The 13052-nt window shown below is 37.6% G+C and carries 12 protein-coding genes and 1 tRNA gene; 9 read left to right on the top strand and 4 right to left on the bottom strand.

The genetic code is table 11. The features are described 5' to 3' along the window. Window positions 1-136: 136 nt before the first annotated feature. Window positions 137-508, top strand: a complete 372-nt coding sequence (locus ABDZ53_RS04125) for an iron chaperone (RefSeq protein WP_343754262.1) — start codon at window positions 137-139, stop codon at window positions 506-508. Between the two features lie 51 nt (window positions 509-559). Here the strand turns inward: ABDZ53_RS04125 and ABDZ53_RS04120 are convergent, their stop codons facing one another. From ABDZ53_RS04120 to ABDZ53_RS04110, 3 genes are all read right to left on the bottom strand, one after another. After that, window positions 560-1531: an acyltransferase family protein gene (locus ABDZ53_RS04120; protein ID WP_343754260.1), complete on the bottom strand. Its 972-nt coding sequence runs from the start codon at window positions 1529-1531 to the stop codon at window positions 560-562. 306 nt (window positions 1532-1837) lie between these two features. Continuing rightward, window positions 1838-2089, bottom strand: coding sequence for a GFA family protein (locus ABDZ53_RS04115; RefSeq protein ID WP_343754258.1), 252 nt, complete (start codon window positions 2087-2089; stop codon window positions 1838-1840). 142 nt (window positions 2090-2231) lie between these two features. After that, window positions 2232-2315, bottom strand: a tRNA-Leu gene (locus ABDZ53_RS04110). Between the two features lie 139 nt (window positions 2316-2454). Between ABDZ53_RS04110 and ABDZ53_RS04105 the strand changes: the two genes are divergently transcribed. The 3 genes from ABDZ53_RS04105 to ABDZ53_RS04095 all read left to right on the top strand — a co-directional run bounded on the left by ABDZ53_RS04105 (window position 2455) and on the right by ABDZ53_RS04095 (window position 6413). Beyond that, window positions 2455-2886 (top strand): MarR family winged helix-turn-helix transcriptional regulator, encoded by a 432-nt coding sequence (locus ABDZ53_RS04105; protein WP_343754256.1) that lies wholly within the window; start codon window positions 2455-2457, stop codon window positions 2884-2886. 19 nt (window positions 2887-2905) lie between these two features. Next, on the top strand, window positions 2906-4621 hold the full coding sequence (locus ABDZ53_RS04100) for an ABC transporter ATP-binding protein (RefSeq protein ID WP_343754254.1): 1716 nt from the start codon (window positions 2906-2908) through the stop codon (window positions 4619-4621). A gap of 73 nt (window positions 4622-4694) precedes the next feature. Next, a complete protein-coding gene (locus ABDZ53_RS04095) occupies window positions 4695-6413 on the top strand; it encodes an ABC transporter ATP-binding protein (RefSeq protein WP_343754264.1) in 1719 nt (572 codons plus the stop codon). 107 nt (window positions 6414-6520) lie between these two features. Here ABDZ53_RS04095 and ABDZ53_RS04090 read toward each other — a convergent pair whose 3' ends face one another. Further along, window positions 6521-7441: an AEC family transporter gene (locus tag ABDZ53_RS04090; protein WP_343754252.1), complete on the bottom strand. Its 921-nt coding sequence runs from the start codon at window positions 7439-7441 to the stop codon at window positions 6521-6523. Between the two features lie 120 nt (window positions 7442-7561). Between ABDZ53_RS04090 and gloA2 the strand changes: the two genes are divergently transcribed. The 5 genes from gloA2 (at window position 7562) to ABDZ53_RS04065 (ending at window position 12838) form a co-directional block, all read left to right on the top strand. Continuing rightward, window positions 7562-7942 (top strand): SMU1112c/YaeR family gloxylase I-like metalloprotein, encoded by a 381-nt coding sequence (gene gloA2, locus ABDZ53_RS04085; protein ID WP_343754250.1) that lies wholly within the window; start codon window positions 7562-7564, stop codon window positions 7940-7942. A gap of 276 nt (window positions 7943-8218) precedes the next feature. Continuing rightward, complete coding sequence (gene gloA / locus ABDZ53_RS04080; protein ID WP_343754248.1) at window positions 8219-8599, top strand: lactoylglutathione lyase; 381 nt, start codon at window positions 8219-8221, stop codon at window positions 8597-8599. Between the two features lie 77 nt (window positions 8600-8676). Continuing rightward, complete coding sequence (locus tag ABDZ53_RS04075; RefSeq protein ID WP_343754246.1) at window positions 8677-9561, top strand: ROK family protein; 885 nt, start codon at window positions 8677-8679, stop codon at window positions 9559-9561. Between the two features lie 21 nt (window positions 9562-9582). Continuing rightward, window positions 9583-10239 carry an SGNH/GDSL hydrolase family protein gene (locus tag ABDZ53_RS04070; RefSeq protein WP_343754244.1) on the top strand — a complete coding sequence of 219 codons (657 nt, stop codon included), beginning with the start codon at window positions 9583-9585 and terminating at the stop codon, window positions 10237-10239. A gap of 295 nt (window positions 10240-10534) precedes the next feature. Beyond that, on the top strand, window positions 10535-12838 hold the full coding sequence (locus ABDZ53_RS04065; RefSeq protein WP_343754242.1) for an endo-1,4-beta-xylanase: 2304 nt from the start codon (window positions 10535-10537) through the stop codon (window positions 12836-12838). The last annotated feature ends 214 nt before the right edge of the window (window positions 12839-13052 follow it).

Raw genomic sequence — 13052 nt, 5'->3', positions numbered from 1 at the left:
ACTTCATTTTATCAAAAAAGGGGAGGGAGAGGTGCTTTTTTGTGTAAAAGATTGATTTACAAGCAATAAACGAAGAAATAAACTATAAAATAAACAAAATTTTTGGAAATACGAAATTGATTAGGGGGGGTTAGAGATGGAAACATTTGAAGACTATTTAGAAACGATTGATAATCCAGATCACCGCATGCGCTTATCTGATCTATTCAATTGGATTACTGAAGAGTTTCCGCAGTTAGATAGAAAAATTGGTTGGAATCAACCAATGTTTACCCATAAAGGAACCTTTATAATAGGTTTCAGTACAGCTAAACAACATCTCTCTGTTGCGCCTGAAAAAGCTGGACTGCGAGAATTCATGGAAGATATTGAAAGAGCAGAATATAAAACAACGAAAGAATTATTTCAAATAAGATGGTCTCAGCCTGTAGATTATGACCTTTTAAGAGATGTTATTTCCTTTAATATCGAAGACAAAAAAGATTACCCTCACTTTTGGCGAAAGTAAAAGAGAGAAGCCTATCAAACAGAGTCATCTGTTTGATAGGCTTCTTTTTTCCTAGCTTAATTTTGTTTTCCTTAAATCATCCACAAAGTAATTATTTTTAGCTAGATAATAAAAGCTAATCCCTAAAGTCAGGCTAATAACTAAACTAATAATTGTATCCCACTCATAGGAAATGTCAGAGAAAAAAGCGTTTCTGAACATAAAATATATTTTTTGAATGAGAAATATATAATAAGATGACTGTCCTATTTCGGTTACCCATTTATACGATTTAATTGGCAGGTTAAGTCCAATATAGACTAAGAAAAATGTCCAGAAATAAGCTAATGGATGCTGACTATCCCACATGTGTTCGATGAAATAATGAACATCAAAATACTCAACACTTATAATATAAAAAAGACTGATACTTACAAAGGGAATCCATCTCTTGAGTGAGAGGGTATCTTTTCTCTTAGCTAGAAATATACCCAAAGCTATACTGAAAATGTGACGGGAAATAAATACCCGATATAATTCAGGGTTCATGTTTACACTCATTGCCTCAAGAATGAAATTAAAGAGAAAAATACCAGTTAAGGCTTTAGTCGGATTATATCGATTAAACAGGGTGTATAATGCTGGAAATAAAAGGATGGCTTGCATCATTAATACGATAAAATAACCACCTGGTCCTCTTCCGCCTAATATAAATGACTGAACAATTTCGGTTAACCCTTTGTTAGCAGCTAATCCATAACTCAATTCAAATAAGACCCAGACAAGAAAGTAAGGAATGAATATACTTTTTAGCTGACTACTTAAGTTGTCCCAATGGAACAGATCACGGAAGGAATGTCTTTCTTTTCTTTCACTAGATTTCACTCTGTTGTATCCAAATAAGATCATAAATACAGGAACGGCATGCTGTAAAAACAGGGGTCGGGCAATCAACATCTGTATATCTCTGGGTAATGAATGGATGATTATCACACACACTATACTTATCGTCTTTAACAGATCGATGTTACTATTTCTTTTCATACTATCCCTCTTTTACGTGTTCCTTTCATTTTTGGTACTAAAAGTTTAGCACGATTGAAGAAAAAAAGGGTGGAATAAGCTTGGAAGTCAGTGGAAAAAGAAAAACGAACCCCCTATAATTGGAAAGATTCGTTCATATCTTTATCTAAACGTAAGGACACTTAAGTGCAAATAATCTTAGTCGGTTAATTATCTTTACTAATAGAAGACAGGTGATAATAAGCCGGTTTACCTTCTAAGTGTATTTGTCTTACGTGGGTTTTCTCCATGTCATCAAAAAGTTCTACGTTAAAATGGGTGTCCTTTTTATCTTTGTAATACATATATAAATGTCCCGTACACTTTGCAGAAAGCTCTTTCAGCAGCTTCTGATGAAGGATAAACGGACAGGTTTGAACCTTTTGTGAGCGTAAAAGCTTTATTTTTTATTGCGTTAGAAAAGAATAGAGGCCCTCCGGCTTGTTTTCTACACATACTGCAATGACAGATGATGACCGTATCGTTTATATTTTCCACTTCAACTTCTGTTTCTCCACACAGGCACTTTCCTTTTATCATGACTGAAACCACTCCTTCTAAAATTTGTATACTCAGTATAAGCAAAAAGTATCCATAATATAAAGCCGAACAAACTAAATAAAGACGATTGGTCTCCCACATAGGGTTACCGATCGTCTTTTTGCTTTATTATATTTCTCAATGCGCACGAGAAGACTCGAACTTCCACCGGGGATTCCCCGACCAGCCCCTCAAGCTGGCGCGTCTACCATTCCGCCACGTGCGCTTTTTTTATCAACAGAAGTTATGATACCAGTGTTTGATAGCAATGTCAACATCTATCGGAACATATGGCTAGAAGAAAGGAGTCATTCATGCTATGGTATAAAAGATAGTTGCGTTCGCAACGATTAAAGGAGGATAAAATGGAATACTTAATGCGTTATATCAGCAGAACGTCCCGATTGTCAGAATTATATAGAAATGAAAAACTGAAAGAATACGGATTGGGTGGCATCCACCACACATACATACTCAATATTTGTCGCCACCCCGGAGTAACTCAGGATGAATTAGCCGATCTTATTTTTGTCAATAAAAGTAATGTTACTAGGCAATTAGCCATCCTTGAAAAGAAAGGGTATGTGAATCGCCAGCCTTCACCGTCTGACAAAAGAAAATTACTCGTTTATCCCACCGCAAAAACAAAAGCTGTTTATCCCGAAGTAGTGAAAGTACTAAAAGAGTGGAATCAGATAATATTAAAGAATTTATCTGAAGAAGAGCAGGCTATAGTAGGGAATGCTTTGAAAAACATGATGAGTCAGGCAAAAGAAGCCGTCGAACAGACGAATTAAAGGAGAAAGGCCATTAGATATGAATTTATTTATTACTTACCTCAGACCTCTATTTAGAAGAATGTTACTTGGGTTTTCAATCAAGTTTACGGGTACCATTATGGATTTGTTTTTACCATGGATTTTAGCTTTTATTATTGATGTCGTGATTCCAACCGAAAATGTCAACCGCATTCTATTATGGGGAGGACTGATGATAGGGTGTTCCGTAATAGGTGTCGTGGCCAGCATCAAGGCTAATAGAATGGCCTCGAGTGTGGCTAGAGATGCTGTGCGGGACATCCGTCATGAATTGTATGAAAAAATATCTTATCTGTCAGCCTCACAAGTGGATCACTTCAGTACTCCGTCCCTTATTTCACGGTTAACATCGGACACATATAATATTCATAGAACAATAGGGTTAATGCAACGCATTGGGGTACGTGGGCCGATTTTGCTTCTGGGCGGATTACTGATGACTTTGACATTAGACCCGATGTTAACACTTGTTATGCTTTTTGTTTTACCTTTTGCGACACTGGCGGTCTATTTTATTTCCAAGAAAGGGATACCTCTATTTGATTCTTTACAGAAAGAAGTAGACAAACTTGTTCGTACGGTTCGAGAAAACATTACCGGTGCCCGTGTGATTAAAGCCTTATCTAAAACGGATTATGAAAAAGAACGATTTGAAAAAGTGAATCAAAAAGTGGTTGCAGCAGAAACGAACGCCAATAAGACGATGGCAGCGACACCCCCTTTAATGCATCTTTTTTTAAATATAGGTTTAGCTTTAGTTATCCTGGCCAGCGCGTATCGAGTGAATCAGGGACTGACCCAACCGGGAGTCGTTATTGCGTTCATGACTTACTTTACAATTATTTTAAACGCTATGCTGAGTATTACGCGAATTTTTGTTATGTACTCAAGAGGAGTCGCGTCTGCCAATCGTATTTATGCTATTTTAGAAGCAGAGCCAGAACTAGAGACTGTTGACATGGATGCTGTAGAAGATAAAGCGCATATTCGTTTCGATTCGGTCTATTTCGGTTACGGCAAACAAAAGAAGACGTTGCAGAATATAAACTTTTCTATTGATAAAGGTGAAACACTTGGTATTATTGGAGCAACGGGCAGTGGGAAAAGCACCATTATCAAACTGCTTTTAAGATTATATGATTGCAGTGAAGGCAGTATACGTATTAATGGAGTCAATATAAAAAGTATGAGTTTAAAAGAACTGCACACAAAGTTTGGTTTAGCCATGCAAAATGATTTTTTATATGCGGACACCATGAAAGAAAACATTGACTTTGGCCGTGAATTATCAGAAGAAGATATTATAAAGGCGACAGAAGATGCCCAGGCAAGTGAATTTATTGATTCTTTAGATGAGGGCTTAGATTATCCGCTTAATGCTAAAGCAACTAATCTAAGTGGTGGTCAGAAACAGCGCGTGCTTTTATCTCGTGCCTTAGCTGGAAATCCAGAAATATTAATACTGGATGATTCTTCCAGTGCACTCGATTACAAAACGGATGCACAATTACGTCAGGTACTGAATGAAAAGTACAGAGAAACCACGACGATTATGATTGCTCAACGAGTGAGTTCTATTCAAAACGCTGATCACATTATTTTACTGGATAAAGGAAGTATAATTGGGTACGGATCTCATAAAGAACTGCTTAACACAAGTGAACCGTATCGAGAAATATATGAAAATCAGTCAGGAGGTGAGCAAATTGCGTAGAGGTGGAAGACGAAGATCCAGTGGGACAAAACCAGGAAAGTTAAGAACCAGTCGTCCGTATTTATTAAAACGGATGTGGGGTTACCTGTACAGATATAAGTGGTTACTTTTATTGGCCACTCTATTTATGGTAACGAGCAACTTGTTTTCACTAGTCGGCCCTTATTTATCTGGTCTGGCTATTGATGCTCTGCAGCCGGGGGCAGGTAATGTCTTGTTTCAACAGTTATTTTTCTATGTGGGCTTGATGATTGGTTTTTTCATCCTTTCCTCTTTATTGGAGTATGGCATGCAACTCTTGATGATTAAATTAACCCAGCAAACCATTCACCGAATGAGAAAAGATGTCTTTAATAAGATGGCTGAATTGCCGGTCGGCTACTTTGATCAGCACCAGATTGGAGACATCATTAGTCGGATAACTTATGATATTGATACAATCAATCAGTCATTATCAAGTGATTTTATACAAGTATTAACCAGTGCTATAACGATTACAGTGTCTTTAGTCATGATGCTCATCATATCGCCTCTGTTAACCTTGGTTTTTGGAGTGACCATTCCTATTTCTGTTTTACTCACTCGATATATGGTTAACCGATTCAGACCGTTGTTTAGAAAGCGGTCTGAAAAACTAGGTGAACTGAACGGGTATGTCGAAGAAATGATTACGGGCCAGCAAACCATTAAAGCCTACAATCAAGAGGAAAACATGATTGCGCGCTTTGATGAAAAGAATGAAGAAGCAGTACAAGCGTACTATAATGCAGATTATTATGGCAGTATGGTCGGACCATCCATCAACTTTATAAATAACCTGTCTCTTTCTTTAGTTAGTGTTGTGGGGGCTTTGTTATTCCTCTTTAATATGTTGACGTTAGGAGCAGTTTCTTCTTTCGTGCTGTATTCTAGACGTTTTTCAGGTCCAATTAACCAGTTAGCCAATATTATAAGTGAGCTGCAATCTGCTTTTGCTGCAGCTGAACGTGTCTTTATGTTGATGGATGAACCAGCAGAGGCAGCGGATATAGTGGATGCCCATGAATATGGGGATGTAGAAGGAGAAGTATCTATGTCGGACGTTTCCTTTGGTTACACTCCCGACAATTATACTATTAAGGATTTGGACTTTGAAGCTCCTTCAGGAAATCTAGTCGCTATTGTTGGACCCACTGGAGCAGGCAAAACGACCTTAGTTAACTTACTGATGCGCTTTTATGATCCTAATGAAGGAGCTATTCAATTAGATGGTGTGGATACAACTCAAGCCATACGAGAGAGCTTACGTTTATCATATGCGATGGTCTTGCAGGATACCTGGTTATTTTCAGGGACCGTATATGAAAACTTAGCTTATGGAAAAGAAAATGTCACGATGGAAGAAGTCCAAGAAGCCGCCAAAGCAGCACAAATTCATGATTATATTATGAGCCTACCTGACGGGTATGAAACAGTCATAGATGAATCGGGTATGAATATATCTCAAGGACAAAAGCAATTATTAACGATTGCGCGAGCCATGATATTGGATGCCAACCTGTTAATATTAGATGAAGCAACTTCGAATGTTGATACTCAAACGGAAATTAAAATACAAGCAGCTATGAAAAAATTGATGAAAGGAAAAACATCCTTTGTTATAGCTCACCGATTGTCTACTATTCGGAATGCAGATACTATTTTAGTCGTCAAAGATGGCAGAATAGTGGAGCAAGGAAATCATGAACGTTTATTAGAAGAAGACGGCCTGTACTCGGAACTGTATTACTCCCAATTTGAAAGTTATGCATGATCAAAAACCGTTTTAAACACTTTTAAAGAGTGTCTGAAACGGTTTTTGTATGTTTGTCGCTAAAGGATTGCAGGTGGACTCTTGATGTAACGGTTAGTATTTTTCTACTATATAGGTAAGACCAATGAAGACAGACTAATAATGAGTGGCATCGTAATAATGGAAAAAATACTCGCTAAAATAATGATACGTGCTCCGTATTCATAATCTCCACCATATATTTGGGAAAATAAAGCCGTATTGACAGCAGTGGGAGTACAATTGGCAATAGTTAAAACAAGCAAGACAGATGAATCAGTAATCGGACTCAGCCATAAAATAAGTAAACCCACAAGAGGTGCAATAATCAGTCGAATGCATACCACCCAATAATTATGTTTGATAAGAAAAATTTCTTTAAACCGGCTTCTGGCTAAATAGCCTCCGAGCAAAATCATACCGAGGGGTGAACTTAAACCAGCTATAGTATCGAGTCCATTATATAAAATAGGAGGGAGAGGGATCCGAATGATATATAAAATGAATCCTATAAAAGCGCCTATGCTAGCAGGATTAGTTAAGACATTTCGTAGAGTCATCGGATGCTTTCCTTCTGAAAGAATCCAAATACCGTAAGTAAACTGGGCGATTCCTGAAGTGACAATGTACATAGATAAATAAAAAATACCTTCATAACCTAACAGAGGCAAAATAATAGGGATACCCATGAAGGCTGTATTTGAAAAGACAACGGCATACCGGTCAATTTTAAGTTTTTTCTTTATCAATATATGAGCGACAATTATACGTGACAGGACTATGAGTAGTGATCCCAAAAGAGCTGTCCCGAGTAATATCAATTGGTTTCCATCATAATCCCTCTGAAAGGACAACATTAAGACAATGGGAATGACGAATTTCGTCACTATATTGGCCAGCTGTTGACTTCCAGTTGATTTTAAAAAATCAAATTTTACTAATATAAAACCGAATAGGAGAATAATAGCCATCTGCAATAATTGTTCGACAATAACGATAGAGATTTCCAAGGAATCACCTGCAATCTTTTAAGGATATAGAGATACTATACACTTTCAAAATAATGATTGCAAAACAGACTGTCACAACTCATAGAAATCAGTTACTATGATAGGAAGGGAGGGAGAGATATGTTACGTACTATGCATCATGTAGCCATTATAGCTAGTGATTATGAAAAAACTAAACACTTTTATGCGTCTATTTTAGAATTACCCATCATACAAGAGGTTTATAGGGAAGAAAAAGAGTCTTACAAATGTGATTTAAAAATAGGAAATAGTCAGATTGAATTATTTTCATTTCCAAACCCACCTGAGCGAGTAAACAATCCAGAAGCAAGAGGCCTAAGGCATGTGTGTTTTGGAGTAGATAATATTGATCAAGCTGTTCAATGGTTGAAGAATAAAGAAGTGGTTTGCGAAGAAATTAGAACGGACCCAGTAACAGGTCAGAAGTTCACCTTTTTTAAAGATCCTGATGCTTTGCCTATTGAACTATATGAACTTTAAAAGAAGGTAAAAAAAAGATGCCCTTGTTTCCGCAAGGGCATCTGCATAGAAAGGAGATGATTTATGAAAAAGAAAACTAGTAGTACTGCTACTAACTATATTTCTAATTAAATGATAACGCATACATTTCTATTAGTCAATACTATTTTAAAAAATAAATAAAAAATGTAAGCTGTTCCATAGTTGGATAGAGATTGATTGAAGCCGACAATTTTCTTGACGGTTTGAATAAAGTAAGGCAAAATGAGAGAAGAAGATTAAAGGAGGAGCAGCCTTATGACTAAAAAAATGTTACACACTTGTGTGAGGGTAAAAGATTTAGAAAAGTCATTGGATTTTTATGAAAAAGCACTTGGAATGAAAGAAGTGCGTCGACTAGATTACCCAGAATATAAGTTTACTTTAGTCTATTTAGCGTTACCTGGAGATGAAGTTGAGCTTGAACTTACCTACAACTATGATCAAGAGGAACCTTATGATTTAGGTAATGGATATGGACATATAGCTATTGGTGTCGAAAACTTGGAAACAGTTCATGAAGAGTATACTCAAGCAGGCTATGATGTAACCGATCTAACAGGATTATCAGATGGAGCAGCGAGTTACTTTTTCATAAAAGACCCAGATGGGTATAAGATAGAAATTATTCAACTTTAGACATACAGCTAGGGAAGATCCCTAGCCTACATATTAATGAATGCCTTTTCACGAGGCGTGACAATGGAGGTAAAACGGTGGCAATATTAGCATTTGATATCGGCGGGTCTGCAGTTAAATATGGTATATGGACTCAAAACGATTTGATTGAAAAAAGTAAGTTTAAAACACCCAAAACGTGGGTAGAAATGAAAGATTCGTTTGTACAAATAAAAGAAGAGTTTTCACAACTCTATGAGTTGGAGGGAGTCGCTATTTCTTCACCTGGTGCTGTCAATCAAGTCGCTCGACAGGTTGAAGGAACGAGTGCTGTCCCTTATTTACACTTTTTTCCGATTTACGATGAATTAGAAAAAGCGTTAGGCCTACCTGTATCGATGGAAAATGATGCCAATAGTGCTGCATTAGCTGAGGTGTGGAAAGGAGCTGCCAAAGATAGCCAGACGGTTCTGTTTGTCATTATTGGTACAGGAATTGGAGGATCGGTCATCATAAATAACAAAGTTCACCATGGTGATCATTTATTTGGCGGTGAATTTGGCTATATGCTGCTAGATCATGATAAAACGTTGAGCAAAATGGGAACACCCGTAGGAATGTCCAATAGGTATGCGGAACGAGCGGGGCTTTCGCCTGATGACATTGATGGTCAGAAAGTTTTTGAATTAGCTAAGCAAGGAGATAATTTAGCTAAAGAAGAAGTGGATACCTTCTTTTATTACCTGACTATGGGATTATACAACTTAGCCTATTCGTTCGATCCCGAGAAAATAGTCATTGGAGGAGGCGTTTCGAATATGGAAGGTTTGCTGGATAGAATAGAGGAAGAGTTTGAACATCTTTTTGAGCGAATCCAGATGCGTCCGTTTATGCCAAGACTGGAACTGTGCTTATTTCGAAATGATGCCAACTTAATTGGAGCTGTTTACAACTTTTTACAGAAACATACGGATATAGAGTAGTTTATCGCAGGAGGAGTCAAAGTGAAACTTAAAAAGAACAATACTCTGTTATTTATAGGAGACAGCATTACTGATGTCGGGCGTAATAGAGAAGACTACGGAAGTCTCGGACATGGCTTTCCACTCATGATTGCCGCTTATTTACAGGCCATGTATCCTGAAAAAAGATTGACTTTCTTAAATAGAGGCATTGGCGGAGACAGGTTAATAGATTTGAAAAACAGATGGGAAGATGATTGCTTGGATTTAAATCCAGATATCGTTACTATTCTCATTGGGATTAATGATACATGGAGAAACCCCCATCCAGAAAAGAAAGTTTCAGAAGAAAAATTAAATGAATTTGAAGCTGACTACCGTTATTTACTAAAATCACTGCTCCAAAGAACAGATGCTAAAGTTATATTAATGGAACCATTTGTTTTACCTTATCCTAAAGACCGCATAGTATGGAGAGAAGATTTAGATCATAGAATCCAGATTGTCCGTAAAATGGCCAGGGAGTATCAAACAGAACTGATTCCTTTAGATGGCTTACTAAATGCCGCTGGGATTAAAAATGGCTTTAGTTATTATACAGGTGAAGATGGTGTGCACCCTACAGATGCAGGACATGGAACTATAGCTAAATACTGGTTAGAATCATTTTTTGATAAACCAACTATTGAAATCTCATAACACCTGTGCTATAATGTTTCTTATGCGATGAGTCGAGGACTCCATGTATATGGAGACTTCTGCACAATACAGATGTTCAATCATCACAACAGGATGTTGGTATTGGAGACAAAGCGCTGTGAACGCCTTGTCTCACCTGTATATCAGGTTGCGTTAAGAACACGAATTTATATAGTTCGTGTTCTTTTTTTTTGAGTCGGTTTGTTAGTTTAAAAAATAAATTAACTATAGATATCTTTTCTTAAATACAGTAAAATACATATTAAGTATTGAAAGCGATAACATAGGAGGGTTTATGAAAACTAAACTACAAGCAATTTTAACCGTCATTGTACTGAACACGTTACTTATAGGAGTAGTCTTCCCATCTGCATCCCTCGCTGAATCAGATGATGGGTATCATATCACTTTTGAAGAAGGTTTAGAAGGTTTTGGACCAAGAGGTGAGAATGAAACAATCGAACAAACAAATGAAGATGCTTATGAAGGAGAGTATGCATTAAAAGTCACAGGCAGAACAGAAGCTTGGAACGGACCATCGCTTCAGATTGCTGAATTAGTAGAAGAATCTATGGAATATCATTTTTCAGTTAGAGTCAAACTAGTAGACGAAGGATCCGCTGAGTTACAATTATCCACTCAAATTGGAGAGGGGACTAATGCTAGCTATCAAACAATTGATACACAAAGGGTTAATTCTCATACTTGGAAGCTTCTAGAAGGGACCTATAGATACGACTCTATCGTGGATGATTTTATTAGTGTTTACGTTGAAAGTTCAGGTAATGACTCTGTTTCTTACATGATTGACGATTTCACACTAACCCCCACTGGCAATAGAATAGAAACACCAGCTCAATCGGATATCCAGTCAATAAAAGAAGTGTATGAGGATTACTTCTTAATAGGTAATGCTGTTTCTATGTCAGAGCTGGCTGGGCAGAGACTAGAACTCCTTAAAGAGCATCACAATCTGGTAACTGCTGAAAATGCAATGAAGCCGGAATCATCTTACAACGGTAGTCAGCAATTCGACGTTACTGATCAAATGAGATTGGTTGACAGAGTGAAAGAAGAAGGACTGCTGCTTCACGGTCATGTATTAGTCTGGCACCAGCAATCACCAGAATGGATGCATACCAGTGAAGGAGAACGACTGTCACGGGAAGAAGCTTTAACCAATATGGAAAGCCATATAGAAGCAACCATTTTAGCTTACGGAGACAGCGTTATTTCATGGGATGTAGTAAATGAAGCAATGAACGATAATCCTATTGATCCTGAAATGTGGCGTTCTATGTTAAGACGATCAGAGTGGGCAGAGGCCATCGGTGATGATTATGTTGAACTGGCTTTTATGAAAGCTAGGGAAGTATTGGACGAAAACGGCTGGCACGATGTCAAACTTTACTATAATGACTACAATGACGACAATCAAAATAAAGCCACAGCTATTTATTATATGGTAAAAGAAATCAACGAAACATACGCAGAAAATCATCCTGGGGAACGTTTAATTGATGGAGTGGGTATGCAGGGACACTATAATATGGGAACCAGTGTAGATAATGTCAGGCAGTCTTTAGAGCGATTTAAAGAGTTAGATGTAGAGATAGGTATTACAGAATTGGATATTACAGCAAACACCACTTCAGAATTAACAGAAGAAGAAGAAATAGCCCAAGGAATTCTCTATGCCCAACTGTTTTCATTGTACAAAGAACATTCTGATGTCATATCTAGAGTCACGTTCTGGGGATTAAATGATTCTACGAGTTGGCGAGCGGAAAGAAGACCTCTTCTTTTTGATGGCAATTTACAACCGAAAAAGGCATATGAAGCAGTTATTGATCCCGAAGGGTTTTTAGCAACCTATGCCTCAGAGGAAGAGAAAGTAGAAAATAGGCAGGCTGTGGCAGTCTATGGGACGCCTGAAATAGATGAAGAGTTGGATGAACTTTGGTATGCAGCGGAAACGATAGATGTGGATCGTTATCAAATGGCATGGCAAGGAGCCACGGGCGTGGGGAGACTTCTTTGGGATGATGATTATTTATATGTTCTCGTAGAAGTCGACGACAGTACCATTGATACGACTGGAGGAGAAGACTGGGAGCAAGATTCGATAGAAGTTTTTCTAAGTGAGACGCGTCATTCTGACTCCTCATATAAAGAAGGGGATGGTCAATACCGAGTGAATGCAGACGGAGAGGAGTCTATTGGAGAAACCACTGCTCTGGCCATCGATCAATCTCTCGTTACTCAGACGGATACAGGATATAGTGTACAAATGGCTGTTGAATGGCAGGTGTTAGAACCTGAAGAAGGAGATGACATTGGCTTTGACTTGCAAATTAATGACGCGACATCAGGAAATAGAGAAAGTGTAGCTATATGGAATGATTTAAGTGGTCAAGGGTATCAAAACCCCACAGTCTTTGGTGAGCTTGAATTGGTTGGACAAAAAGTTGAAGCAGAAGGAATATCACTTAATAACACAGAATCAGAAAGAAAAGATACCTCCTTACTGATTATATTAGGGGGAACTATGCTAGTAGGGATAGGAGCCTATTTCTATAAATCACAAAAAACTGGGTAGTATATTGTAAAAATAGAACCTTAATACGGCTGGATTACTTTAACCAACAGTATTAGGGTCTTTTTTTCATTATCTGTAATATTTGACCATCTCATAGTTAAATCGGACTCGATTTGAAATATTCATAAAAAAGGATTGATTATTCTCTCATCTTTAACACCCAAAACCCCGATAAATCCCTACACTAAGGGATTTACCGGGGTTTAAAAATGCT

The sequence above is a fragment of the Alkalibacterium iburiense genome (assembly GCF_039521845.1).
GTDB classification, from domain to species: Bacteria; Bacillota; Bacilli; order Lactobacillales; family Carnobacteriaceae_A; genus Alkalibacterium; species Alkalibacterium iburiense.
Note: the sequence above shows the minus strand (reverse complement) of the source record. Positions and strands in the feature narration are given on the sequence as shown.

Bases quoted from the DNA above. Each gene is read 5' to 3' on its own strand.
- ABDZ53_RS04125 (WP_343754262.1), top strand. From the start codon at position 137: ATGGAAACATTTGAAGACTATTTAGAAACGATTGATAATCCAGATCAC.
- ABDZ53_RS04120 (WP_343754260.1), bottom strand. From the start codon at position 1,531: ATGAAAAGAAATAGTAACATCGATCTGTTAAAGACGATAAGTATAGTG.
- ABDZ53_RS04115 (WP_343754258.1), bottom strand. From the start codon at position 2,089: ATGATAAAAGGAAAGTGCCTGTGTGGAGAAACAGAAGTTGAAGTGGAA.
- ABDZ53_RS04105 (WP_343754256.1), top strand. From the start codon at position 2,455: ATGGAATACTTAATGCGTTATATCAGCAGAACGTCCCGATTGTCAGAA.
- ABDZ53_RS04100 (WP_343754254.1), top strand. From the start codon at position 2,906: ATGAATTTATTTATTACTTACCTCAGACCTCTATTTAGAAGAATGTTA.
- ABDZ53_RS04095 (WP_343754264.1), top strand. From the start codon at position 4,695: ATGTGGGGTTACCTGTACAGATATAAGTGGTTACTTTTATTGGCCACT.
- gloA2 (WP_343754250.1), top strand. From the start codon at position 7,562: ATGTTACGTACTATGCATCATGTAGCCATTATAGCTAGTGATTATGAA.
- gloA (WP_343754248.1), top strand. From the start codon at position 8,219: ATGACTAAAAAAATGTTACACACTTGTGTGAGGGTAAAAGATTTAGAA.
- ABDZ53_RS04065 (WP_343754242.1), top strand. From the start codon at position 10,535: ATGAAAACTAAACTACAAGCAATTTTAACCGTCATTGTACTGAACACG.